General features: G+C 73.0%; 18 protein-coding genes, 1 tRNA gene and 2 pseudogenes. 13 read left to right on the top strand and 8 right to left on the bottom strand.

The features are described from left to right. Positions 1 to 197 precede the first annotated feature (197 nt). From ACZ6JS_RS18835 to ACZ6JS_RS18825, 3 genes are all read left to right on the top strand, one after another. Entirely contained in the window at positions 198 to 866 is a 669-nt protein-coding gene (locus tag ACZ6JS_RS18835; protein WP_469299235.1) for a helix-turn-helix domain-containing protein, read from the top strand. Positions 867 to 930: 64 nt separating this feature from the next. Continuing rightward, the gene (locus ACZ6JS_RS18830; protein WP_469299233.1) at positions 931 to 1,488 is read left to right on the top strand and encodes a toxin-antitoxin system, toxin component; all 558 of its coding nucleotides are present in this window, start codon (positions 931 to 933) and stop codon (positions 1,486 to 1,488) included. After that, positions 1,485 to 2,654, top strand: coding sequence for an MAB_1171c family putative transporter (locus ACZ6JS_RS18825; protein ID WP_469299231.1), 1,170 nt, complete (start codon positions 1,485 to 1,487; stop codon positions 2,652 to 2,654). The genes ACZ6JS_RS18830 and ACZ6JS_RS18825 overlap by 4 nt, the downstream gene beginning before the upstream one ends. A gap of 79 nt (positions 2,655 to 2,733) precedes the next feature. On the opposite strand, the gene ACZ6JS_RS18820 is transcribed toward ACZ6JS_RS18825, so the two are convergent. Together ACZ6JS_RS18820 and ACZ6JS_RS18815 are read right to left on the bottom strand one after the other, a co-directional pair. Beyond that, a complete protein-coding gene (locus ACZ6JS_RS18820) occupies positions 2,734 to 3,510 on the bottom strand; it encodes a bestrophin-like domain (protein ID WP_469299230.1) in 777 nt (258 codons plus the stop codon). 141 nt (positions 3,511 to 3,651) lie between these two features. Continuing rightward, positions 3,652 to 4,239 (bottom strand): hypothetical protein, encoded by a 588-nt coding sequence (locus tag ACZ6JS_RS18815; protein WP_469299228.1) that lies wholly within the window; start codon positions 4,237 to 4,239, stop codon positions 3,652 to 3,654. Between the two features lie 148 nt (positions 4,240 to 4,387). Here ACZ6JS_RS18815 and ACZ6JS_RS18810 point away from each other — a divergent pair. Then, a pseudogene (locus tag ACZ6JS_RS18810) lies at positions 4,388 to 6,050 on the top strand (serine/threonine-protein kinase). A gap of 85 nt (positions 6,051 to 6,135) precedes the next feature. Here the strand turns inward: ACZ6JS_RS18810 and metG are convergent. Then, positions 6,136 to 7,851: a methionine--tRNA ligase gene (gene metG, locus ACZ6JS_RS18805; RefSeq protein WP_469299226.1), complete on the bottom strand. Its 1,716-nt coding sequence runs from the start codon at positions 7,849 to 7,851 to the stop codon at positions 6,136 to 6,138. Between the two features lie 387 nt (positions 7,852 to 8,238). On the opposite strand from metG, the gene ACZ6JS_RS18800 reads away from it, so the two are divergent. Both ACZ6JS_RS18800 and ACZ6JS_RS18795 read left to right on the top strand, forming a co-directional pair. Further along, positions 8,239 to 8,868, top strand: coding sequence for a sigma factor-like helix-turn-helix DNA-binding protein (locus ACZ6JS_RS18800; RefSeq protein ID WP_469299224.1), 630 nt, complete (start codon positions 8,239 to 8,241; stop codon positions 8,866 to 8,868). Between the two features lie 791 nt (positions 8,869 to 9,659). After that, positions 9,660 to 10,379, top strand: a pseudogene (locus ACZ6JS_RS18795) (IclR family transcriptional regulator domain-containing protein); the annotation flags it as partial. A 407-nt stretch (positions 10,380 to 10,786) separates the two neighbouring features. Here ACZ6JS_RS18795 and ACZ6JS_RS18790 read toward each other — a convergent pair. Beyond that, positions 10,787 to 10,871, bottom strand: a tRNA-Leu gene (locus tag ACZ6JS_RS18790). A 276-nt stretch (positions 10,872 to 11,147) separates the two neighbouring features. On the opposite strand from ACZ6JS_RS18790, the gene ACZ6JS_RS18785 reads away from it, so the two are divergent. Then, the gene (locus ACZ6JS_RS18785; RefSeq protein ID WP_469299222.1) at positions 11,148 to 12,401 is read left to right on the top strand and encodes a low temperature requirement protein A; all 1,254 of its coding nucleotides are present in this window, start codon (positions 11,148 to 11,150) and stop codon (positions 12,399 to 12,401) included. Here the strand turns inward: ACZ6JS_RS18785 and ACZ6JS_RS18780 are convergent. Further along, a complete protein-coding gene (locus ACZ6JS_RS18780; RefSeq protein WP_469299221.1) occupies positions 12,388 to 13,329 on the bottom strand; it encodes a beta-ketoacyl-ACP synthase III in 942 nt (313 codons plus the stop codon). The two genes, ACZ6JS_RS18785 and ACZ6JS_RS18780, sit on opposite strands and share 14 nt — an antisense overlap. A gap of 206 nt (positions 13,330 to 13,535) precedes the next feature. On the opposite strand from ACZ6JS_RS18780, the gene fdhD reads away from it, so the two are divergent. After that, positions 13,536 to 14,363: a formate dehydrogenase accessory sulfurtransferase FdhD gene (fdhD, locus tag ACZ6JS_RS18775; protein ID WP_469299219.1), complete on the top strand. Its 828-nt coding sequence runs from the start codon at positions 13,536 to 13,538 to the stop codon at positions 14,361 to 14,363. Here the strand turns inward: fdhD and ACZ6JS_RS18770 are convergent. The 3 genes from ACZ6JS_RS18770 to ACZ6JS_RS18760 are packed head-to-tail and all read right to left on the bottom strand — an operon-like array spanning position 14,353 to position 16,159. Then, on the bottom strand, positions 14,353 to 14,676 hold the full coding sequence (locus ACZ6JS_RS18770) for a hypothetical protein (RefSeq protein ID WP_469299217.1): 324 nt from the start codon (positions 14,674 to 14,676) through the stop codon (positions 14,353 to 14,355). The two genes, fdhD and ACZ6JS_RS18770, sit on opposite strands and share 11 nt — an antisense overlap. A gap of 1 nt (position 14,677) precedes the next feature. Then, positions 14,678 to 15,109 carry a (2Fe-2S) ferredoxin domain-containing protein gene (locus ACZ6JS_RS18765; protein WP_469299215.1) on the bottom strand — a complete coding sequence of 144 codons (432 nt, stop codon included), beginning with the start codon at positions 15,107 to 15,109 and terminating at the stop codon, positions 14,678 to 14,680. Positions 15,110 to 15,118: 9 nt separating this feature from the next. Beyond that, positions 15,119 to 16,159 (bottom strand): bile acid:sodium symporter family protein, encoded by a 1,041-nt coding sequence (locus tag ACZ6JS_RS18760; protein WP_469299214.1) that lies wholly within the window; start codon positions 16,157 to 16,159, stop codon positions 15,119 to 15,121. Between the two features lie 158 nt (positions 16,160 to 16,317). On the opposite strand from ACZ6JS_RS18760, the gene ACZ6JS_RS18755 reads away from it, so the two are divergent. The 5 genes from ACZ6JS_RS18755 to ACZ6JS_RS18735 all read left to right on the top strand — a co-directional run bounded on the left by ACZ6JS_RS18755 (position 16,318) and on the right by ACZ6JS_RS18735 (position 24,275). Further along, positions 16,318 to 17,169 carry a LysR substrate-binding domain-containing protein gene (locus ACZ6JS_RS18755; protein ID WP_469299212.1) on the top strand — a complete coding sequence of 284 codons (852 nt, stop codon included), beginning with the start codon at positions 16,318 to 16,320 and terminating at the stop codon, positions 17,167 to 17,169. 371 nt (positions 17,170 to 17,540) lie between these two features. Beyond that, positions 17,541 to 19,364, top strand: coding sequence for an AMP-dependent synthetase/ligase (locus ACZ6JS_RS18750; RefSeq protein ID WP_469299211.1), 1,824 nt, complete (start codon positions 17,541 to 17,543; stop codon positions 19,362 to 19,364). Between the two features lie 127 nt (positions 19,365 to 19,491). Next, positions 19,492 to 20,760, top strand: coding sequence for an ABC transporter substrate-binding protein (locus ACZ6JS_RS18745; RefSeq protein WP_469299209.1), 1,269 nt, complete (start codon positions 19,492 to 19,494; stop codon positions 20,758 to 20,760). Positions 20,761 to 20,769: 9 nt separating this feature from the next. Beyond that, on the top strand, positions 20,770 to 23,514 hold the full coding sequence (locus ACZ6JS_RS18740) for an ABC transporter permease subunit (RefSeq protein WP_469299207.1): 2,745 nt from the start codon (positions 20,770 to 20,772) through the stop codon (positions 23,512 to 23,514). Beyond that, the gene (locus tag ACZ6JS_RS18735; protein WP_469299205.1) at positions 23,511 to 24,275 is read left to right on the top strand and encodes an ABC transporter ATP-binding protein; all 765 of its coding nucleotides are present in this window, start codon (positions 23,511 to 23,513) and stop codon (positions 24,273 to 24,275) included. The genes ACZ6JS_RS18740 and ACZ6JS_RS18735 overlap by 4 nt, the downstream gene beginning before the upstream one ends. The last annotated feature ends 28 nt before the right edge of the window (positions 24,276 to 24,303 follow it).

Below are 24,303 nucleotides of genomic sequence, written 5' to 3'. Positions count from 1 at the left end.
GGTCTGGATCTTCATTTCCGTGTGGCGATCCTGCTACCGACTTCATTCGAGTGTCAACTATTGTGGCAATTCAAGCCTCTTGACAGCTCATTCCCGCCACAGCTGTGGCACGTTCTAGCCCTTCCGGGCGAGAGCGGCTAGATTCCAGAAGCCGACCATGTGCCGTACCGACTTCGCGCGATCTAGGAGAACCACTGGTGACAGACGGCTTCCCGGCTCCCGTCGCGGTGGCCGACGCACCCCTGGCAGCGACCATCACCCGCGTCGCCGAACTCGCGGGCAAGATGGGCCGCGACCTCAGCCAGGTCTTCGACCTGCGACGCCTCTCCGAGGCATCGGGCGTGCCCACGGATGTGGTCAAGACCCTGCTCGAAGGCAGGCCGGCCGGCGAACCCGACCTCCAGGCCCGCTTCCTGCAGCGTCTCGACCTGCTGCGGCGCACCCGCGTCAAGCCGAACGGCCGCCGGTACACGCAGCAGGAGATCGCGGACGGCGCCGGCATGTCGAGGCAGCAGGCGGGTGCGCTCATCAACGGCGACCGCCGCCCCACCATGGAGCATTGCGACGCGATCCAGCGCTTCTTCGGGGTGCACGCCGGGTTCCTCACGGCCCACGACGCCGACGCCCTCACCGACGCCCTCCAGCGGACCGAGCAACAGCTCCTGCAGGACTACGCGGGACGCGCGCGGGAAACCGTACCGGCACCGGCCGCATCGGCGGGCGATCCGCTGGCAAGACTCCTGCAGAACCACGGTGTAAGGGGCATTGCCTGGCGCGCTGCCCAACTGCCCAGCGACAAGCATCGGGACAAGGTGACCGAATGGCTGGACATGCTCCTCGAAAGCGTCAAACCGAACGAATCCTGACCCAGTCGAAAGTCTGGGTCTGATCCTTGAGTCCTGATCCGGATCCGCGCCGACGGGGAGAACGGTGAGCATAGGCAGAGAGCAGCGGCGGTTGTGCGGGGAGCTGGTGGCCGGCATCCGGCTGACCGCCCCCGTGGAACCCGTGGACCTCTACGCTGCCCTCTGTGAGGGCATGAGCAGACACCGCGGCCGCCGGGTCGACTTCCGGATGGCGTCGTTCCCGCCCCGGACGGCCAGCGGTCTGTGGCTCGACATGGCGGACCGCGATCTCGTGGTCATCGAGGAACGCACCGCACCCGACCACCAACTGGTCATCCTGGGCCATGAGCTGTGGCACATGAAGGCGGGCCACTGCAGCCACCACGTCGACGGCGCCGCCGTCGCCGCGCGGCTGCTGTCCGACGAGGCCGACATCGGCGAGACGGTCCGCCGTGTCGCCGCGCGCACGCGCGCCGACGTCCAGGAGGAGACCGAGGCCGAGACCTTCGGCTTACTGCTGGGCAGCCGCTGCAGGAGCTGGCTGGCCGGGTCGGCGGGCCACCGGGCTCCCGTCCAGCGCAACGACCTCGCGGGCCGGATCGAGGCGTCGCTGGGCTACCGGGGACTGAGGAACGACCGTTGACCGGTGAGGACTACTACATACCGGCAGCAGCGATGGCGGTCTCCCTCGCCTTCAAGCTGCCGGCCCTGCGGCACAACTGGCGCGACCCGCTCCTGCGCTCGGTGGTCGCCCTGCTGGCCCTGGCGGGCGCCGTGTTCGCCTTCGCCGCTCCGCCCACCATCGCGGCGGTCAACCGCTGGACCGGGATCGCCAACTTCTCCGCCCCGCTGGTCTACTGCCTGATCACCGCCTTCAGCGCCTCCTGCCTGGTCCTGATGGTCAACTGGCGGGGCGGGCCGCCCGAACAGACCCGGCGCGTCTCGCGCCGCTGGATCCTCGGCTACAGCATCGTGATCGTGGCCCTGGTCGTCCTGTTCGCACTGGGTGAGACCCCCGAGGAACGCCTGCGGGACTTCGACACCTTCTACGCGAACACGCCGTACGTCGGCCACATGATCGCCCTCTACCTGCTGGCGCACCACGTGGCGGCGGTGGTGATGGTGGTCCTGTGCTGGCGGTGGTCGCTCCAGGTGCGCGGCTGGCTGCGCGTCGGCCTGATGATCATCGTGGCCGGCTACCTCTTCAACCTCGGCTACGACGCCACGAAGATGACGGCCGTGGTCGCCCGCTGGCTCGGCAACGACCTCGACGGCCTGAGCACCTACGTGGCCCCGCCGCTCGCCTCGCTGGGAGCGCTGATCAGCGCGATGGGCTTCGTGGTCCCGCTCGTGTGCCAGCGCCTGTCGGACCACTGGCAGACCTGGGCCACCTACCGCCGGCTCGGCGCGCTGTGGCACGAGGTGCAGATCTCCGCGCCGGCCGGCACTCCCTCCGTGCAGATGGCCTGGTGGTCGGCGGCGGAAATGCGCGTGATCCAGCGGGAGTCCGACATCCATGACGGGTTCCTGCACCTCGGCCCCTACTTCGACAAGGGCCTTCGCGACGACGCCTACGACAGCGCACTCTCCGAAGGCGCCGACGAGGAGACCGCCCGCGCCGTCGGTGACGCCGCCATGGTCGCGGCCGCCGTACGGGCCCGCTCCGCAGACCCCGACGGGCAGACCATCGGCGAGGACGAGGAGACCCTGCCGGACACCTCCGACGGGCCTCGCGACCTCCTGCGGATCTCCGACGCGCTGCGGCGGTCGCCGGTGGTGCAGGCGGTCCGGAGGCGAGCGACCGTCTGACCGACCGGCCGTCCGTCGTACACGGCAGTCGGCCGGTGCCCCGTCAGGGCGCCGGCCGGCCGCGGTGGCGACTTCCCGCTCAGCGGGCCGCGGCCACCGCCGTCTTCGGGAACAGCTCCTGGAACGGCCCTGCCGAGTCGATCCCCTCCCGCCCGTACGGCGCGTCGAAGCTCCACACCATGAACAGCAGGAACACGATCAGCGCGCTGAAGAGTCCCGCGAGCAGCAGCTCCCGCCCCGAGCGCCGGATCTGCAGCGTGAAGATGAGCCCGACGGTGACCACCCCCCCGACCAGCAGCCCGAACCACACCACGCCCGGCAGCGTCGACTCCGAGCTCTGGGTCCGCGAGTGGCGGGCCTCGTCGGCGGCCGCGATGTGGTCCAGCAGCGGCTGGTAGGCCTGCGCCTGGAGCTCGGTGGCCGGGCTCTGGTGGGTGACGGAGGTGCGGAGCTTGCCGAGCAGCGCGCCGCCCTCGGCCGACGCGCCCTCGCCGGAGGTCAGCAGTGGCCAGTCCACGGCCACGGTGTGGGCGACGTACGCGTCCACCTCGCCCCGGATCCGGTCGCGGACCGCGGCCGGGTAGACGTCGGCGCGCTGGGTGACCTCGTACAGCGCCTGGGCCTCCCGGCGCACGCTGTCCTCGGCGGCGCCGCGCGCCTCCCATACGCCCGCGATGGCCAGGCCGAGCACGATCGCGTAGACCACGCCCACCATCATCGTCATGTACTCGATGACGTCGGGGGTTTCGCTGGTGTCCTCGTCGGCGGCGGCCCGGCGGTGCCGGATCGCCGTGATGGCGAGGACGAGGGCGCAGACGAGCACCATGGCGATGGCCAGGACCAGCCATTCGGACACGTGGATTCTCCCGGTGTGGATCGTTGGACGGATCAGGGACGACTGGACGGATCGGGGACGACTGGACGGGTCTGGGGCGAGCGGAGGGATGCGGGGCGAGCGGAAGTGGGCGCACCTGCGGGCGGCGCGCGGGCGGCGGGATCAGCCGCGTCCCTTGGAGCGCGGTCGCAGGGCGGCGGCGGCGAGTACGGCAGGGGTGGTGACGACGACCATGAGCATGACGGTGGACATTCCGCCGGGGCCGCGCCGCTGCACGGCGACGGAACGGTACGGACGTACGTGGAAGGCGCTCACCTGCGCGGCGGCGGGCCTGGGCCGGGGCGGGGCGGCCGCTTCGGCCGGCGCCGGCACGGCAGCCTCCCCGGGCACCGGCGCGGGCGGCGGCGGCTCCGCAGGAGCGGCCACCGCCTCCGCCTCGGCGGCGGGCGCTGCGGCGTCCACCGCGGCCGCCGGCTCCGCCGGCCCGGGCCGCTCCACCGCGGGCCGTCCGGGCCCGGGGGCCCGTCCGGGGTGGCGCACCGTGAGCCCGGCGTCGGCGCCCGGCACGGCGACCCGTACCGAGGGCCGGCCGGAAGGCCGAACCGGGGGCCGCTTCGGCTGGCCGGCGGGCACGCACAGATCGACGCGCGCCCCCCGGCCGGGACCGTCGCCCGCGACCGCCACATGGCCGTGGAGCGGGCAGAGCGCCGCCACCAGTCCCGCCCCGGCGAAGTAGTGCCAAGCGGTCACCGCGCGTCCTCCCGATTCCGCAGCAGACATGAGGGTTACGTCTGAAGAAACGATCACGTCCGAGCTTCGACACGCGGCGGACCGGGGAAGATCGAAACGGCACGGAAGCGGGCGCACGGGCCGGGTGGCGATGCGGCATGATGGCGCCATGCCGACCGAGGGGGAGAACGCCCGCCTGATCGCCGGGCGTTATCGACTGGACGCCAAGCTCGGGCGCGGCGGCATGGGCGTCGTGTGGCGCGCCACGGACCAGCTGCTCGGCCGCCGCGTCGCCGTCAAGGAGATGGTGCTCGACCCGGCGCTGTCCCTGGAGGAGGCCCGGCTCCAGCGTGAGCGCGCACTGCGCGAGGCGCGCGCGGCCGCGCAGGTCAAACACCCGCACATCATCGTGGTGCACGACGTCGTCGAGGACGGCGAACGCCCGTACATCGTCATGGAGCTGGTCGAGGGCGGCTCTCTGGCCGACCGGCTCTCCCGGACGGGGCCGGTGGACCCCGCCGAGGCCGCCGAGATCGGGATCGCGCTGCTCGGAGCCCTGCGGACGGCACACGCGGGCCGGGGTGCTGCACCGTGACATCAAGCCGGCCAACGTCCTGCTGGAGGCTCCGGGAGGACGGGCCGTCCTCACCGACTTCGGCATCGCGCGGGTGTCGGGGGCGACGACGCTGACCGCCACCGGGGCGTTCGTCGGCTCTCCCGAGTACACCGCTCCCGAGCGGATGTCGGCGCGGACTCCCGCCGGGCCGGAGTCCGACCTGTGGTCGCTGGGCGCCCTGCTGTGTGCGGCCGTCAGCGGGGCGTCGCCCTTCCGCCGGGACTCGTTGGGCGGGGTCCTGCACGCGGTGGTCTACGACGAGATCCGGCCGGCCCCCGCGTGCGGGCCGCTGCTGCCGGTGGTGCGGGGGCTGCTGCAACGCGACCCCGCCGCACGCCTCGGTGCGGACCGGGCGCAGGACATGCTGCGGGCGCTGGCGCCTTCGGCCGGCGGCCGCACCCCGACCCGGCGCAGCGTGCCCGGGGTGCCCGGCGCCCGGACGACGACCGCGCCGGGATCCGAGCCTGCGCCGAGGCCCGCCGCGCAGACCGCGCCCCTGACCGCGCCGCCGGCCGGCGCCACCGCGCGGCGGCGGCCGGTTGCGGCTCTGGTCGCCGGTCTGCTCCTGGCCGCGATCACGGGCGCAGGCGTACCGGCCGCCGCGCTGCTGATGAACGAAGGCGACCCGACCGACCGCAGCGACCGGCCCGCGGCCACGAACGGAGCCGCGGGCTCCCCGGTCTCGCCGCCGGGCGTCCAGGTCTCCGCGTCGGCGCCCGTACCGGCGGCGACCGGGCAGCCGACCGGTGGCCCGTCGGACGGCAAGGCGGCCCCGGCCGGCTACCGCCGCGTCCAGGACCCGGCGGGCTTCTCGCTCGCCGTTCCCGACGGCTTCACACGCAGGACCGACGGTCCGCGGATCTTCTACATGTCGGCGGACGACAGCTTCCGCATCGGCACCAGGGTGTCGGCTCCCGAGTCGGGCGGTCCGCTCGCCGTGCACCAGCGCTCCCACGCCAACGGGCCGACGACCAACCCCGGCTACCGTGACGCCGAGGTCGCCGTGAGCACGCACGACGGGCACGAGGCCGCCCTCTGGCTGTTCACCTGGGACGGCTTCTCCGCAACCGAAGGCCCCCGGCACACCCGCGACCTGTGCTGGGAGGAGGGCGGGCGCCTCTACGACGTGTGGGTCTCCGCCCCGGTCGGACGCAGCGCCGAGGCCCGCTCCCACTTCGACACGGCGGTCCGCACCTTCACCCGTGCCGGGGGCTGAGCCCGTCCGGCGTGCGCGCCCGGGTACGCCTGAGGGGCGCGACCCGCGGTCGCGCCCCTCAGGTCGGACGGGTCCCCGGCGGGTGTCAGCCCGCCTCGGTGCCGCCGAAACGCTCGCGGTAGGACTCGAGGTCCTCCTCGGTGACCCGGGCGAAGAGCACCGGCGGCACCGTGAACGGCGTGCCGGCCGGGACCGCGTCCAGGGCCTTGGCCTGCTCCGGGGTCACCCACGTCGCGGTGTCGTCGGCGAGGGCGAACGCCGACCGCATGGCGCGCGCCGAGGCCGGGATGAACGGCTCGGAGACCACGGAGTAGAGGTGAATGAGGTTCATCGCGGTACGCAGGGTGAGCGCCGCGGCCTCGAGGTCGGTCTTGACCTCCAGCCAGGGGGCCTTCTCGTCGAGGTAGGCGTTGCCGGCCGACCACAGGGCGCGCAGCGCGGCCGCGGCCTTGCGGTACTGGAGGGTCTCCATGTGGCGCTCGTACTCGGCGAGCAGCTCGGCGATCTGCTCGCCGAGCTTCGCCTCGGCCTCGCCCGCGGGGCTGCCGGCCGGGACCTCGTCGCCGAACTTCTTGCGGGAGAAGGTCAGGACGCGGTTGACGAAGTTGCCGAGGGTGCCGCCGAGGTCCTTGTTGACCGTGGCGGCGAAGTGCTCCCACGTGAAGGACGAGTCGTCGGACTCGGGGGCGTTGGCGATCAGGAAGTAGCGCCAGAAGTCGGCCGGGAGGATCTCCAGCGCCTGGTCGGTGAAGACACCGCGCTTCTGCGAGGTGGAGAACTTGCCGCCGTAGTACGTCAGCCAGTTGAAGGCCTTGACGTAGTCGACCTTCTTCCACGGCTCGCGGGTGCCCAGCTCGGTGGCGGGGAACATGACCGTGTGGAACGGGACGTTGTCCTTGGCCATGAACTGGGTGTAGCGGACGTCCTCGGCCTCGTACCACCAGGCCTTGTAGTCGCGGTTCGCCGGGTCGGCGTCCGCCCACTCCTTGGTGGAGGCGATGTACTCGATCGGGGCGTCGAACCAGACGTAGAAGACCTTGCCCTCGGCCGCCAGGTCGGGCCAGGTGTCGGCCGGGACCGGGACGCCCCAGTCGAGGTCGCGGGTGATCGCGCGGTCGTGCAGGCCCTCGGTCAGCCACTTGCGGGCGATCGAGGAGGCCAGCTGCGGCCACTCCTCCTCGTGCTCGGCGACCCAGGCCTCGACCTCGTGCTGGAGGTTGGACTGCAGGAGGAAGAGGTGCTTGGTCTCGCGGACCTCGAGCTCGGTGGAGCCGGAGATGGCCGAGCGGGGCTCGATCAGGTCCGTGGGGTCCAGGACGCGGGTGCAGTTCTCGCACTGGTCGCCGCGGGCCTTGTCGTAGCCGCAGTGCGGGCAGGTGCCCTCGACGTAGCGGTCCGGCAGGAAGCGGCCGTCGGCGGGCGAGTAGACCTGCCGGATCGCGCGCTCCTCGATGAAGCCGTTCTCCTGGAGCTTGCGCGCGAAGTGCTGGGTGATCTCGGCGTTCTGCGGCGAGGAGCTGCGGCCGAAGTAGTCGAAGGACAGCTCGAAGCCGTCGTAGACCGCCTTCTGGGCGTCGTGGGCCTGCGCGCAGAACTCGGCGACCGGGACGCCGTTCTCCTTGGCGGCGAGCTCGGCGGGGGTGCCGTGCTCATCGGTGGCGCAGATGTAGAGGACGTCGTGGCCGCGCTGGCGGAGGTACCGGGAGTACACATCCGCCGGAAGCATCGACCCGACCATGTTGCCCAGGTGCTTGATCCCGTTGATGTAGGGAAGCGCGCTGGTGATCAGGTGTCGAGCCATCCTCGGATGCTCCATTTCCTATGTGCGGTGCAAGGTGACGTCACGGACTGTGAGTGCGGTCATCGTATCGAACCGCCGAAACGCCACGCGCCGCGTTTTTCGGGTGGATGTAAAGCAAAAGCGAGGACAGTGACCTCTTGCGTCACGGCCCTCGCGATCGCGCCCATGGTACAGCGGGACGGTGGCGCGCCGGACCGGAGGACCGGCCCGTGATACGGCGGCACCGGCGGACGGCATATGCATACGTGCTGGCTGGAGCCTCGCCCGATCGACACCGATCACGATTCGATCATCTGCGACGCAATGCTTCCCAGGTTTCTTCTCTGCGCCCCCCGAGTGCGCCTGCGCTGCTTTCCTGTTCTGCGCACCAGGGGATGAGGTGGAGCGGTGAGCGATGTCGGACCGGAGGAGTCCGGTGGGGCCGTGGGACTGCCGAGCCGGCGTCGGCGGCCGACTCCCATGAGCCAGTGGGACCCTGCGGCACGCCTGTCGTACTGGGCCTTCCATGCGAACCGGCGCCCTGCGTACATGCGCTTCGCGTACCTGCAGCTGGGCTCGGACGCGGCGGCCGAGGCGGCGGTGGACGCCACCTTCGACTCGATCATGGGCGACTGGCTGCGGATGCTCCACATGGACCGCCTGGACGCCTACGCGTGGACCGTCCTCAAGCACTGCCTCGTCGACCGCCGGCACCGGCTCCACCCCTGGCAGCAGGAGCCCGAGCCGATGGACATCAGTGCCTTCGAGGCGGCCCTCGAGGAGGCGCACGCCGACCAGTACGACGTGCTGACCGACACCATCCGCTTCTATGCCGCCGTCTCCCGCCTCGCCGAGCGCCAGCGCGACGTCGTGCTCCTGCGGTACGGGCTCCGGTGCAGCCCCGGTGAGGCCGCCTCCGTGATGGGCGTCGACGAGGCCACGGTCCGCTCCTACCTCGGCCAGGCCCACCGGCGCCTCGCCCGGCTGCTCGACACGTCCGCCGATCCGGCGGAACCGGCCGAACCAGCCGGGTCATGAGGCGCCGCGACCGGCTGGAGCGGCCGGACGGCGAACCGGCGCCCCGCTCGCTGGCCGAGTTCCTCGCCCGGGCGGGCGTCCGCGACCGCTACCGCCACTACGACCTCGGTGCCGCCGAGGCCCGGCTGTTGCGCGCGACACCGCACCCGCACGTCCCGCACCGTGCCCGGCGCCGGACGGCGCACGGCTGGAGCGACCCGGTCCGGGACCGCCCGCTCGACGCCGAGCGGGCCCGGCGCGACCTCAAGGCGATCTGCCTGGACTCCGTGTGCGCCCCTGACGCCGCGGCACACCTGGACTCCTTCGCCGGTGTACGCACCGATCTGGCCGGCGCCGTCGTGTTCGGCTGTCTGCTGCACCTCGCCGGGATGCGCGAAGGCGCCCGGTTCTGGTGGCAGTTCGCCGCGGCCTCCGGCAGCGCGCGGGCCGCCGCGGCCGCCTACTGCCTCTTCCTCGACCACTCCCGGCGCGGCGAACACCACGACGCCCGGCACTGGGCGCGGGAGCTGGGCCGCCGCGGCTTCCGGCCGAGCGGCCGGCGGGACCTGCGCGAGATCCGGCTGTGCGCGCAGGCCGCCGTCCTGCGCTACGTCGACCAGGTCGAGGATCCCGACCTGGGGCCGGTGCCGTTGCCCAGGCCGGGGCTGTCGGGTGCGCTGAGCGCGTTCCTCCCGCCGCCCGCCCCGGTCATCGCGCCGACGGCGGCCCGGCCGGCCGCCGGGCCGCTGCGCCACCCCGCGCTGACGGCCGCGGCCCGCAGGACCGTCGTACAGGGCGGCACGGGCGAGGCGCTGGCGCAGGCCCGCCGCGCGCTGGCCGTGGTACGCGTCCTGGAACGGCATCCGCTGGGGGTGCGGGCCGACCAGCTCGCCCGGGAGTCGGGCCTCGCGGAGGCGGAGCTGCGGCCGGTGCTGGCGATGCTGTGCGAGGAGGAGTACGCGTACCGGCCGGGGGCGGGGGTGTACGGTCGCGGCCCGGCCCTGGACCGGCTCGCCGCTCCGGGCGGCCACGGCCTGGCCGGGCAGCTGCAGCGCACCCTGGCCCTGGCCCGGGACAGCGCGGGAGCCGCGGTGTACCTCAGCCGGTACGCGGGCGGCGAGGTCCACATCACGCAGATGGCGGCGGGGCCGGCGACCCCTCCGGTGCGGGAGTGGGTCGACTTCCGGGACGCCGCGCACGCCAGCGCGGTCGGCAAGTGCCTGCTGACGCAGCTCGACCACGACCGCCGTGCGGACCACGTCGCCCGGCACCGGCCCGCCCGGCTCACCCCGCAGACCATCACCGACAGCCGGGCCCTGTTCACGGCACTCGACGCGGTGGCTCCGGGAGCTCCGGTCTTCGACCTGCTCGAGTACTCCCCGGGGGTCGTCTGCTCGGCCGTTCCCATCGCCGCGGGGGGAGCTGCGGGGAGCCTCGCGCTGTCGCTGCCGGCGGCCCACGCCCACCGGCTGCGCTCGGCCACCGAGGCGCTGCGCCGCAAGGCCGTACCGGTCCTGCTCGCGCTGCTCCTGACCGGCGCGATCCCCCCGGATGCCGCGGCCTCCCCCGTGGTCGAACCGGGCCCCGCGCCCGGCCGGCCCGAGCCCCTGCCGATGCGGGCCCCGCTCACCCCGGAGACCCTGCGCCACCTCCGGCTCCTCTTCCGCACCCCGCTCGCCGAGGCCGCGGCGACGGCACAGGGCCCGCACCTCGTCAGCGACACCACGGCCGCGGCGGCCTATCTCTTCGAAGCAGCTGCTGCGGACGGCGCCGCCCCCCGGCTGTCCCTCCCCCACACCTTCACGTCGGTGACCCCGGGCAGCCTGACCAGCCCGACAGGACTGGTGGTACTGGGTACGTGAGCGGTACCCCCCAGGCGGCCGGAATGCCGGGGCGGAGAAACAGAAGAGCCCCACACGCTGTGTGGGGCTCTTGCTTGTGTCCGAGGGGGGACTTGAACCCCCACGCCCGATAAAGGGCACTAGCACCTCAAGCTAGCGCGTCTGCCATTCCGCCACCCGGACCGGTGGTCGGCCCCGGTTTCCCGCGGCGACATGGACAACAATAGCAAAGGATCGGCGGCTCTCCGACCACTTATCCAGGCGGCGGCGGTCCGCCACGCCGGGCTGACCTGCGCGCATGCCCCCGGAGGCGGCGACGGGACGGGGCGTCTCGCCGCGAGCGCGGGCGCAGGCGGACCGGCGCGGGCGGGCACCCTCGGCTTCCGGATGTCGCCAACGGGGTGGACAGCGGCGGCGCCGGACGGTCGGATGGCTGCGCACACATCCGGGGGGAGCCGCATGGAAACCGAGCACCGCGTCAGCACGCTGGAGCTGTTCTTCGACCTCGTCTTCGTCTTCACCATCACGCAGTTGACGGTGCTGCTGGCGGACGATCTGACCCCGCGGGGCGCGGGGCAGGTGGTGCTGATCTTCACCGTGCTCTTCTGGATGTACGGGGGCTACGCACACCTGACCAACCAGGTACCGCCGGACCGGACGGTCCGGCGGGTGCTGCTCATGCTGGCCATGGGCGCGTTCATGGTGTGCGCGCTGGCCGTGCCCACCGCCTTCGGGGCGGGCGGTGTCGCCTTCGGCCTGGGGTACCTGCTGGTCGTTCTCGTGCACGGCGCGCTGTTCACGCAGGCCCACGGCCGCGGGGTGCTGTGGTTCGCGCTGCCCAACGTGTTGTGCGCGCTGGCGGTGACGGCCGCCGGGTTCTTCGACGGGCTGCCGGCCTGGGGGCTGTGGCTGCTGGCGCTGCTTCTCCAGTTCGTGACGCCCGTGGTCGTGCAGCGGGTCGCGGCGAGTGGGGACGCGGCGGAGCCCGAGGCCGCGGCGGAGCGGGAGGCCGCGGCGGAGCGGGAGGCCGCGGCGGAGCGGGAGGCCGCGGCGGAGCGGGAGGCCGCCGAGGAGACGGTCGGCGACCGGCTCGGCGGCATGAACGCGGCGCACCTGGTCGAGCGGCACGGTCTGCTGCTGATCATCGTCTTCGGTGAGTCCGTGATCGCGATCGGTATCGGGGTGGGGTCGCTGCCCCTGTCCGCCGGAATCGCGGGCGGCGCCTTCCTGGCGCTCACGATCGCGTCCGCGATGTGGTGGATGTACTTCGTGCGCGACGAGGGCCGGGCCGAGGAGGTCTTCGCACGGACGCCGCCGGATCGGCGTTTCAAGCTGGCGATGGTCGCGTACTACTACGCCTTCCTGCCCGTGCTGCTGGGCATCGCCGTCTTCGCGGCCGGGGTGAAGAAGACGATCGGGCACCTCGGGGAACACCTGCACGCCGGCCCCGCGGTCGCGCTGGCCGGCGGGGTCGCGCTCTATCTGGCCGGGAACCTGGTCTTCCGTGCGGTGCTGGGCCTCGGGCCGGCCCGCTACCGCGCGACGGCGCTGGTGCTCGCGCTCGCCACGGTGCCGGTCGGGACGGGCTGGACGGGAGCCGGCCAGCTGGTGGCCCTGGCGGTCGTCCTGGTCGGCGCGGTGGTCGCCGAGGGCGGCCGCTCCCCTGCCGCGCAGGCGCGGGGACCGGCCGCCGAAGCCGTCACGGGCAGCTGATGACCTGACCGGCGTAGGAGAGGTTGCCGCCGAAGCCGAAGAGGAGGACCGGCGCGCCGGAGGGGATCTCGCCGCGCTGGACCAGCTTCGACAGGGCCATGGGGATGCTGGCCGCCGAGGTGTTGCCGGATTCGACGACGTCGCGGGCGACGACGGCGTTGACCGCGCCGATCCTGGCGGCGAGCGGCTCGATGATGCGCAGGTTCGCCTGGTGGAGGACGACCGCGGCCAGCTCCTCGGGGGTGACGCCGGCCTTCTCGCAGACCTTGCGGGCGAGCGGCGGGAGCTGGCTGGTGGTCCAGCGGTAGACGGACTGGCCCTCCTGGGCGAAGACCGGCGGGGAGCCCTCGATGCGGACCGCGTTGCCCATCTCCGGGACGGAACCCCACAGAACGGGGCCGATGCCCGGCTTCTCGCAGGCCTCGACGACGGCCGCGCCGGCGCCGTCGCCGGTGAGCACACAGGTGGTGCGGTCGGCCCAGTCGGTGATCTCCGTCATCTTGTCTGCGCCGATGACCAGTGCGCGGGTGGCGGAACCGGCCCTGATGGCGTGGTCCGCCGTGGCCAGGGCGTGGGTGAAGCCCGAGCAGACGACGTTGATGTCCATGACGGCCGGGCTGCCGCCCATGCCCAGCTTGGCAGCGACACGCGCGGCCATGTTGGGCGAGCGGTCGATCGCGGTGGAGGTGGCGACCAGGACGAGGTCGATGTCGTCCGGGGTCAGGCCCGCGCCGGCGAGCGCCTTGCCGGCCGCGTGGTAGGCCAGCTCGTCGACCGGCTCGTCCGGGCCCGCGACGTGGCGGGTGCGGATGCCGACGCGGGAGCGGATCCACTCGTCGGTGGTGTCGACCATGGCCGCGAGGTCCTCGTTGGTGAGCACTTTCGCGGGCTGGTAGTGCCCTAGCGCCACCACGCGTGAACCGGTCATGGGCGGGGTCCCCCCTCGTAGGCAAGTCAGGATCACCCAGCTTTGCCTGCTACCGGTGGGTACGGGTGCGTGTGACCCGACAGGATTCCGGCCCCTGATTTTGGAGCTTCCCGAGGAGCTCCCTGCCCGGGACCAGGTCGGATGCGGAACCGCGAGAATGAGTACGTCGGGCATCGGCGAGAAACAGAAGGGGTGGGCTGATCACCATGGGACGGGTCACCGAACGCCGTCGCGTCGTCCGGATCCGGAACGGCGGGGCGGGTGTCCGCCCGGACACACTGGTGGCCGAGGAGCCGCTGGAGATACGGCTGAACGGCAGGCCGCTGGCCATCACGATGCGCACGCCGGGTGACGACTTCGCCCTGGCGGTTGGCTTCCTGGTGAGCGAGGGGGTGCTCGGCACGGCCTCCGACGTCCAGGCGGTCACCTACTGCGAGGGGGCGGCTCAGGACGGGTCGAACACCTACAACGTGGTCAACGTGCAGCTGGCCGCCGGGGTCCCGGTGCCGGACATCACGCTGGAGCGGAACGTCTACACCACCTCGTCCTGCGGTCTGTGCGGGAAGGCCAGCCTGGACGCGGTCCGGACGGCGAGCCGGTTCCCGGGGGTCGCCGTCGATCCGGTGCGGGTGCCGGTGGAGGTCCTCACCGGGCTTCCGGACCGGCTGCGCGCGGCCCAGAAGGTCTTCGACCGCACGGGCGGCCTGCACGCGGCGGGGCTGTTCACGGCCGGGGGCGAACTGCTCGACCTGCGCGAGGACGTGGGCCGGCACAACGCGGTGGACAAGATCGTCGGCCGCGCGCTCCAAGCGGGACGGCTCCCGCTGACGGGCGCGGTGCTGCTGGTCTCGGGCCGGGCCTCTTTCGAACTCGCGCAGAAGGCCGTCATGGCGGGCATCCCGGTGCTGGCGGCGGTCTCCGCGCCGTCCTCGCTGGCGGTGGACCTGGCGCTGGAGTCGGGCATGACCCTGGTCGGCTTCCTGCGCGGCCCGGACATGAACATCTACGCGGGCGAGGAGCGGATCACCCTGTAGCGGCGCGCCGGAACGGCTCCCTGCTGCCGCGTTCGTCGCCGAGGAACGTGGCCCGCACGTCACTGCCATCGCCCGTGGTGCCCTCCTTGCCCGTGCCGCGGAGCGTGAACCAGTGGTCACAGGCCTGTACGGCGGGCGTCCCGTATGCGGCGGACTTGATCAGGATCAGGATCCCCGGGTCCTCGTCGGAGTGCCGGTCCTGCGCAGTCAGCGGCACGGAGGGTCTGCCGCCTTCGGTCCAGAACGCCGTGTTCACGGTGACCAGGACCGGCAGACCGAACAGGACGAGCACCGCGCGGGCGAGGTTCTGCACGTCAGCGCCCCCGGCGGCCCCGGCGCGTGGAGGGCGCGGGCGGCTTCGGGGCCGGCGGGTCGATGCGGTGGAGGTCCAGGGTGGCCGGGAGCGGGGTGGAGCCCGGGCCGCCGGATTCGGCCCAGGCGATGATCTCGTCCGTGGCGGTGTCGTCCAGGGCCCAGCCGAACCACACCGCGCGGGCGCCGCGGCGGCGGGCTTCGGTGGTGGGCTGGACCACGATGACGTTGGCCTGGGCGCAGGGGCCGAGGCAGTCGCTCGTACGGACGGCCAGGCGGCCCTGGGAGGCGGCCGCGGCCTCGCGCAGCCGGGCGAGCTGGCCGGCGTGGTCGGAGCCGGGGTTCTTGCGGGGGTCGCCGCAGCAGCAGCCGCGGCAGACCACCAGGGTGCAGGGGCGTTCGGCGTGGGCGCCGAGCGGGCGTATCCAGGTCACCACCGCACGTTACCGGCCCTGGGGAGCCACCTGTTGGGACGAGCGGGAGACCTCCGCCACACGGTCGGCGGCGAGTTCGGGCCGGGGGTCCTCCGCACGGCGCCGGGCGAGGACCGCGCAGACCATCAGCTGCATCTGGTGGAAGAGCATCAGCGGGAGCACGGCGAGGCCGGCCTGTGCGCCGAACAGCACGCTGGCCATGGGAAGTCCGGCGGCCAGGCTCTTCTTCGACCCGGCGAACTGAATGGCGATGCGGTCCTCGCGCTCGAAGCCGAGGCGGGCGGCGCCGTACCAGGTGACGAGCAGCATGACCGTGAGGAGTACGGCTTCCAGGAGCATCAGCGCGCCCAGGCGCAGGGGGCTCACCTGCTGCCAGATGCCGGCGGCCATGCCCGCACCGAAGGCGGTGTAGACGACGAGCAGGATCGAGCCGCGGTCGACGTATCCGAGGGTCTTCTTGTGGCGGGTGAGGAAGCCGCCGACCCAGCGGCGCAGGGCCTGGCCCAGGAGGAAGGGCAGCAGGAGCTGGAGGGTGATCTTGAGGAGGGAGTCGAGGGAGAAGCCGCCCGTGCGGCCGCCGAGGAGGACGGCTGCGAGGAGGGGGGTGAGCACGATGCCGGCCAGGCTGGAGAAGGAGCCGGCGCAGATCGCGGCGGAGACGTTGCCGCGGGCGATGGAGGTGAAGGCGATCGAGGACTGGACGGTCGAGGGGACCAGGCAGAGGAAGAGCAGGCCGCTCTGGAGGGCGGGCGGCAGGAGGCCGGGAGCGAGGGCGCACGCGGCGAGGCCGAGGACCGGGAAGAGCAGGAAGGTGCAGGCGAGCACGGTGAGGTGCAGCCGCCAGTGGCGCAGGCCGTCGAGCGCCTCGCGGGTGGAGAGCCGGGCGCCGTAGAGGAAGAAGAGGAGGGCCACGGCCGCGGTGGAGGCGGCGCCGGCGGCCGTGGCGGCCGCGCCGCGCGCTGGGTACAGGGCGGCGAGGGCGACGGTGGCGAGCAGGGCCAGGATGTACGGGTCCAGGGGGAGCCGGGCGGGGAGGTGCGGGCGGCGCATGCGCGGGTGCTCACTTGCTTTCGGGGCGGGTGGGACCGGGTGCTCTCCCTCCCTTCACGGTGTTCCTTTTCATGGTCGCGCCCCGACGGTGATCGGGAAACCCGTACACCGCTCTGACTGTCATCACAGAACACGATGAGGGGCCCTAGGATGGGGGGGTGTACGAACCGGTGCAGTTGCGGACGTTCCTCACGGTGGCCCAGACGCTGAGCTTCACGCAGGCCGCGGGGCGTCTCGGCGTACGGCAGTCCACGGTCAGCCAGCACGTGCGGCGGCTTGAGGAGGCGACCGGGCGGCCGCTGTTCCTGCGGGACACGCACAGCGTGGAGCTGACGGAGGACGGCGAGGCGATGCTCGGCTTCGCGCGGACGATCCTGGAGGCGCACGAGCGGGCGGCGGCCTTCTTCACGGGCACGCGGCTGCGGGGGCGGCTGCGGTTCGGAGCCTCGGAGGACTTCGTGCTGTCGCGGCTGCCGGAGATCCTGGAGGGCTTCCGGCACCAGCACCCCGAGGTGGACCTGGAGCTGTCGGTGGAGCTGTCGGGCACGCTGCACGAACGGCTGGACGCGGGGCGCCTCGACCTGGTGCTGGCGAAGCGGCGGGGGCCGGGGGACGAACGGGGCCGACTGGTCTGGCGGGACCGGATGGTGTGGATCGGCGCGGAGGGGCTGCGGGTGGATCCCGAGCGGCCGGTTCCGCTGATCGTGTTCCCGCCGCCGGGCATCACCCGGGCGCGTGCCCTGGAGGTGCTCGAACGGGACGGCCGGGCGTGGCGGATCGCGTGCACGAGCGGCAGCCTGAGCGGTCTGGTCGCCGCGGCCCGGGCCGGGCTCGGGGTGATGGCGCACACGCGGGGGCTGATCCCGCCGGGTCTGGTGCGGGTGGGCGGGCTGCCTGAGCTGGGGCCGGTGGAGTTCGCGCTGCTGCGCGGGCCGCGTGCGTCGCCCGCGGCCGAGGCGCTGGCGGCGGCGGTCCTTTCGGGCGCGGACCGGCTCACCCGCACGGGCTGACCGCCTGCACCGGCCGGCCCGCCCCTCGAAACACTCGCCGGACCACCCGGCGGACCGTCTGCCGGTCCCCCGGCGCAACGTGTCCCCGACCAGCCGGTACGGGCCCGCCGCACCACCGGTGCACCGTCTCGCGGACCGCTCGGCGTGCCACCCGGCGGACGGCCCGGCGGACCGCCCGGCGCGTCGGCCCGGCACCCGGCGCACGGGAGTGGCCGCGGGGCGCACGGTGACCGGCCCGCGCCCCGTGAGCCGCACGTCAGCGGCGTGAACGGCGTGATCACTGGGGAGGTCTTGTGGAGGTATCCGAACGCCGATCAACCCCCCTTGACGCTGAGGTACGTTCACCGCGGCGCGCGGAGAGGAGCGGGGCCTTGCGCGAGATCACCGTCCCACCGATCGTCACGGGCGCGCCTGTCGGCGGGCTGGCCGACGTCGTCTTCCAGCACGCCCGGGACGAGCCGGACCGGGTGGTCCTCGGCCGGAAGACCGCCGGGGTGTGGCGGGACGTGACGTCCGGCGAGCTGGCCGCCGAGGTGCTGGCGCTCGCCAAGGGGCTGCTGGCCCAGGGGGTGCGGTTCGGGGACCGGGTGGCCGTCATGTCCCGCACCCGGTACGAGTTCACGCTCTTCGATTTCGCGCTGTGGGCGATCGGCGCCCAGCCCGTCCCCGTCTACCCGACGTCCTCCACCGAGCAGGTGCACTGGATCCTCTACGACACCGACTGCACGGCCTGCGTCGTGGAGAACGAGGACCAGGCCATGACGGTGGGGTCGGTCATCGACCGGCTCCCCCACCTGAAGCGGCTGTGGCAGCTGGACGCCGGGGCGGTGGACGCGCTGGTCGCCGACGGCCGCTCGGTCGCCGAGGACGTCGTGCACCGCCACCGCGGTGCCGTGACGCCCGACGCGACGGCGACCGTGATCTACACCTCGGGGACCACCGGCCGCCCCAAGGGGTGCGTGCTCACGCACGCGAACTTCATGTACGAGACCGACACCCTGGTGGCCCGCTGGGAGTCGGTGTTCCAGGGCAGGCAGGGCGACCGGCCGTCGACGCTGCTCTTCCTGCCGCTGGCCCATGTCTTCGGGCGGATGGTGGAGGTGGCGGCCGTGCGGGCGCGGGTCAAGCTCGGGCACCAGCCGGCGCTGGCGGCGGCCGAGCTGATGCCGGACCTGGCGGCGTTCCGGCCGACCTTCGTGCTCGGCGTACCCCACGTCTTCGAGAAGGTCTTCGCGGCCGCCCGCCGCAAGGCGGAGGCGGAGGGGCGTACGGGGCCCTTCGACCGGGCCGTGGAGACGGCCGTGCGGTACGCGCAGGCGCGCGAGGAGAAGGCCTTCGGCACCGGGCCGGGCCCGTCGGCTGCGCTGCGGATGGAGCACCAGCTCTTCGAGAGGCTCGTGTACGGGAAGGTCCGGGAGGCGATGGGCGGGCGGGTGCGGTACGCCATGTCGGGCGGTTCCGCGATGTCGCGCCGCCTCGGGCTGTTCTTCGACGGCGCCGGGATCACGGTGTTCGAGGGGTACGGGCTGACGGAGTCCTGCGCGGCGGCGACGGCGAACCCCCCGGAGGGGACGAAGTACGGGACGGTGGGCCGACCGATCCCGGGCAGCACGGTGCACATCGCGGACGACGGGGAGGTCTGGCTGCACGGCGAGCACATCTTCTCCGGCTACCTGGGCGACCCGCGATCCACCGAGGCGGTGCTGCGGGATGGGTGGCTGGCGACCGGAGACCTGGGGCGGCTGGACGAGGACGGCTATCTGACCATCACGGGGCGCAAGAAGGACATCCTGGTGACGTCCAACGGCAAGAGCGTCGCCCCGGCGGCGCTGGAGGAGCGGGTCCGTTCGCATCCGCTGGTGGCGCAGTGCGTGCTGGTGGGCAACGACCGGCCGTACATCGCGGCGCTGATCACCCTGGACATGGAGGGGATAGCGCACTGGCTGTCGATGCGCGGCAGACCGCAGATGCCGGCCGCGGACCTGGTGAGCGACCCGGAGCTGACGGCGGAGGTCCGCCGGGCGGTCGTGGCCGCCAACACCCTGGTCTCACAGGCGGAGGCGATCCGCACCTTCCGGGTGCTGGGCGAGCAGTTCACGGAGGAGCGGGGGCTGCTGACCCCCTCGCTGAAGCTCAAGCGCAGGGCGATCGAGAAGGTGTACGAGAAGGAGGTCGCCGCGCTCTACCGGACGTGAACCGCGCCGGATCCGGGGCGCGGAACCACCACATCTGACGGTTCGTCACTTAACTACGCCATGAATATTGACGATCCGTCAGCTCACACACAGAATGCGGGGATTCCGACCGGAGGGGATCCCCGACATGTTGCGACCGATCCGCACCCTGGCCGCCGCGGCGGCGGCCGTCGCGCTCGTCTCCGCCTGCAACTCCGCCTCCGGCAACGGCACCGCTCCGGGCGGGCCCGGCGACGCGTCCGGCATCACGCGCGGGGTGAGCGCCGACTCGATCAAAGTGGGCGGCATCGTCTCCATGACCACAGCCAGCGGCTACAGCAAGAAGGACACCGACCTCGGCGCCAGGGCCCGCTACCTGAGAGCCAACGCCGAGGGCGGAGTCAACGGCCGCACGATCGAATACCTGGGTGCGGAGGACGACGGCCAGGACCCCGCGAAGAACATGGCGGCCGCCCGCAAGCTCGTCCAGCAGGACAAGGTCTTCGCAGTGTCCCCCATGAGCTCCGTGACCTTCTCGGGCGCCGACTTCCTGGAGCAGGAGAAGGTGCCCACCTTCGGCTGGGGCACCCTGCCCTCCTTCTGCGGGCCCACGTACATCTACGGCTTCAACGGCTGCCTGGTCCCCTCCCCCGGCGGCACCCTGAACCAGACCTGGCCCGAGGGCATCGCCCAGATCCTCGGTGGGGCCAGGGGCAAGTCGGTCGCGGTCATCGCCAACGACAGCGACGCCGGGAAGTTCGGCATCCGGACCTTCCAGCAGGGCTTCGCCAGCGCCGGCTTCGAGGTCTCCTACGCCAAGGCCTCCGTACCGGGCACCGCCGTCCCCAGCGACTGGTCCGCGTACGTGAAGGAGATCCTCTCCAGCGACGACGGCAAGGCCCCCGACGCCGTGGTCTCCGTCATGCAGACCCCCAACAACATCGGACTCTTCACCGCTCTCAAGCGCAGCGGGTACGAGGGGCTGCTCTCCGACCCGACCGACTACGACCCCGGGCTGCTCGCCCAGGACGCAACCCGGCAGGCCCTCGACGGGGTCCACGTGCTGCTGCAGTTCCAGCCGTTCGAGTCGGACCATCCGAGGATGGCGCAGTTCAAGGCCGACATCAAGGCGGCCGCCGGCGGCAAGGACGTGCCGCTCACCATGCACCATCTCACCGGTTACATGTCGGCCGACCTGTTCGTGTCCATCGCGCAGAAGGCCGGCAGGAGCCTGACCGTCGAGTCCTTCCAGGCGGCCGCGCAGAACTTCTCCGACACCGGCACGCTCGTCGGCGACCGCGCCCTGCCCAAGGGGCAGAAGGACAGCTTCGGCTGCGGGGCGCTCGTACAGCTGAAGAACGGCGCGTACGAGGTCTCCGTCCCGTTCAAGTGCCACGAGCCCATCCCCTTCAAGTAGGGCCGCGCCATGGGGGATCTGCTCGTCCTCGTCCTGAGCGGTCTGGTCTCCGGCGCCCTGTACGCGCTGCTCGCCACCGGACTGGTGCTCTCGTACTCGGCATCCGGACTGTTCAACTTCGCCCACGGGGCCACCGCCTACCTGTGCGCGCTCACCTTCTACGAACTGCACTCCGGGCTGGGCTGGCCGGCGGTCCCGGCGGCACTGCTGGTGGTGTTCGTCCTCGCGCCCGGTCTGGGCTGGGGTCTGGACCGGCTGATGTTCCGGCGGCTCGCACGGGTCGGTGAGACCGCGCAGATCGTCGCGACCATAGGGCTGCTGGTGGCGCTGCCCGCCGCCGGACTGTGGGCGGTCGAACTGCTGGCGGACGCGGGCGCCCCGGTGGAACCGGCCGAGAACCGGTTCGGGCTGCCGGGCGTGGGGCCGAGCCCGGCGAAGTCCTGGCAGCTCACGGAGGGCGTCGGCATCGACTCCGACCAGCTGATCACCTGGGTGGTCACCGCGCTGGTGGCGGTGGCCCTGTGGGTGCTGATGCGGCACACGCGGACGGGACTGCGGCTGCGGGCCTGCGTCGACAACCGCTCCCTGACCGAACTGCGCGGGATCAGCGCCGACCGGCTGTCGTCGGCGGCATGGATGATCGCCTCGGCGCTGGCCGGGCTGGCGGGCGTACTGGCGACCCCGCTGCTGGGCCTGTCCGCCCACGACTTCACGCTGTTCCTGTTCGTCTCGGCCACGGCGGCGGTCATCGGGCGGTTCGCGTCCGTACCCCTCGCCTTCGCGGGCGGGCTGGGGCTGGGGGTTCTGCAGAACCTGGTCGCGGGCTACGCGTCCTTCGCCGAGTCCGTCACGGGCTTCCGTACGGCGGTGCCCTTCCTGATCCTGTTCGGCGGGCTGCTCGTACTGACCCGCAGGGCCCGGACCGCGGGGGTCTCCGCCGTGGACGCCCCGCCGGTGGACCACCTCGACGGGGCTGCGTGGGGGCGGCGGTGGGGGGTGTGGGCGGCGGGCGCGGGACTGCTGTGCGTGGCGTTCTACACCGTGACGACACCCTTCTGGAGCGGGCTGCTGGCGCAAGGGCTTGCCGTGGCCCTGGTGTTCATGTCCTTCACCGTGGTGACCGGGCTCGGGGCGATGGTGTCCCTCGCACAGGGCACCTTCGTCACCGGGGCCGCGCTCGTGGCCGGGCTGCTCATGAGCCGCGGCTGGCCCTTCGCCGCCGCGCTGGCGGTCGGCACGTGCGCGGCGGCGCTCCTGGGGGCACTGGTCGCGCTGCCGGCGCTGCGGCTCGGCGGCAGATCGCTGGCGCTCGCCACGCTGGCCCTGGCCTTCCTCGCCGACCAGGTGCTGTTCCAACTGCGCTGGCTGCGCAACGGCGACACGGGCTGGTCGGTCCCCCGCCCCGTCCTCGGGCCGGTGGACCTCTCCGACGACCGGGCGCTCGGAGTGGCCCTGGTGGTGCTCGTCGCGCTGGTGGCCGCCGGGCTGAGCGCGCTGCGCGGCTCCCCGTCGGGGCGCGCCATGCTGGCCGTACGGTCGGCTCCGGCAGCGGCGGCGGCCTCGGGGATTTCGGTGCTGCGCACCAAACTGCTGCTGTTCACCCTGTCCGCCGGGCTGGCCGGGTTCGGGGGCGTGATGTACGCGTCGTACCACACCCGCGTCACGGCGACCGACTTCACGGCGATGACGGGCCTGGTCTGGCTGGCGGTGGTGGTCGCGGCCGGCGTGCGGCGTCCGCAGTACGCGGTGGTGGCCGGGCTGGTGTACGCGGTGGCCCCGCGGCTGCTGTCCGACTACGTGACGGAGTCCGCACACCTGCCGGTGATCCTGTTCGGCCTGGCCGGACTGGCCCTCGCCAACGACCCCGACGGGTACTGCGCGGCCGTACCGGTACGGCTGGCCCGGCGACGGGCACGGCTTCCCTCGGGGCCTTCCCCCGCCCCGGACAGGACGAATCCGCCGGCGTTGCAGGCCCGGGGCTGCGACGCGGAGCCCCGCGACGGGGGGCCGGGGACGGAACCCGGCCGCTCGGGAAGGGACGGGGCGGGGAAGAGCCCCGCACGGCCCGCCCTCGAGCTGCGCGGCGTCACGGCCGGATACGACGGCGGGCTCGTGCTGCACGGGATCGACCTCGTCGTACGGCGCGGGGAGATCCTCGCCGTGCTCGGGCCGAACGGCGCCGGGAAGAGCACCGCGTGCCGGGTGGCCGCCGGGCTCCTGCCCGCCGACGCCGGGGCGGTGTACGTGGCCGGGCGGGACGCCACGGGCGACGGCGCCGTACGCCGGTCGCGGGCCGGGGTGGTGCTCGCTCCCGAGGGCCGGGGGATCTTCCCGTCCCTGACCATCGAGGAGAACCTGGCCCTGTACCTGCCGGAGGCGGACGCCCGGGACTGCGTCTACGACCGCTTCCCCCGGCTGGCCCAACGCCGCGGGGTGAGCGCCGGCGCCCTGTCCGGCGGGGAGCAGCAGATGCTGGCCCTGGCTCCCCTGCTGCAGCGGCCGCCCGCTGTGCTGATCGCCGACGAGCCCTCGCTCGGGCTGGCGCCGCGCGTCGCGGAGGAGGTGTACGCGCTGCTCACCGAGCTGCGCGACGAAGGCACCGCGCTGCTCCTGGTGGAGGAGAAGGCGGCCGGGATCCTGGGCGTCGCCGACACCGTGGCCTGCCTCTCCCAGGGCCGGGTCTCCTGGTGCGGCCCGCGTGACGAGGTGGAGGCCGACCGGCTCACCGAGGCGTATCTGGGGATGGGCACATGAGCGGCTACGTGCTCCACGCGGCTGGTGTCGGCGTGCGCTTCGGCGGCGTCGAGGCGCTGAGCGGGGTGGACCTCGGGGTCCGGGCGGGGGAGGTGTGTGGGCTGATCGGGCCCAACGGGGCCGGTAAGACCACCCTGTTCGACGTCATGTCGGGAATCCGCCGGCCCGACCGGGGCCGGATCCTGTTGGACGGGGCGGACATCACACGCCGCTCCCCCGTCTGGCGGGCCCGGCACGGAATGCGCCGGACGTTCCAGCGCCAGCAGCTGTTCGGGCAGCTCAGCGTGGCCGACAACGTGCTCGTGGCGCAGGAGTGGCGGGGCGGCGGGGGCGGCCCGGCCGCCGACCTGCTCGCCCTCCCGGCCCGGCGCGCCCGGGAACGGGACCGGCGGGTGCGCGGCGAGCGGGTGCTGGCCGACTGCGGGATCGGCGGGCTCGGGACCTCGTGCGCCGGAGGGCTGCCCGTCGGGCAGGCCCGGATGGTCGAGCTGGCACGTGCGGTGGCCGATCCCCCACGAGTGCTGCTGCTGGACGAACCGGCGTCCGGCATGTCGGCGCCCGAGCGCGAACGGCTCGCCGCGGTGGTGCGGCGGCTGGCGGCGGAGCAGGGATGCGCGGTGCTGCTGGTGGAGCACAACGTGGCTTTCGTGATGGACCTCTGCGCGCGGGTCGTCGTACTGGACCTCGGGACGGTGCTCGCCGAAGGCACGCCGGCCGAGGTGCGGGCGGACCCGCTGGTGCGGGAGGCGTACCTCGGGTGACGGACACGCCCGGCCGGCGGGAATACGT

The sequence above is a fragment of the Streptomyces sp. NPDC046349 genome, from assembly GCF_055587885.1.
The sequence above is the reverse complement of the archived record's forward strand: the minus strand, read 5'-3'. Positions and strand labels throughout refer to the sequence as shown.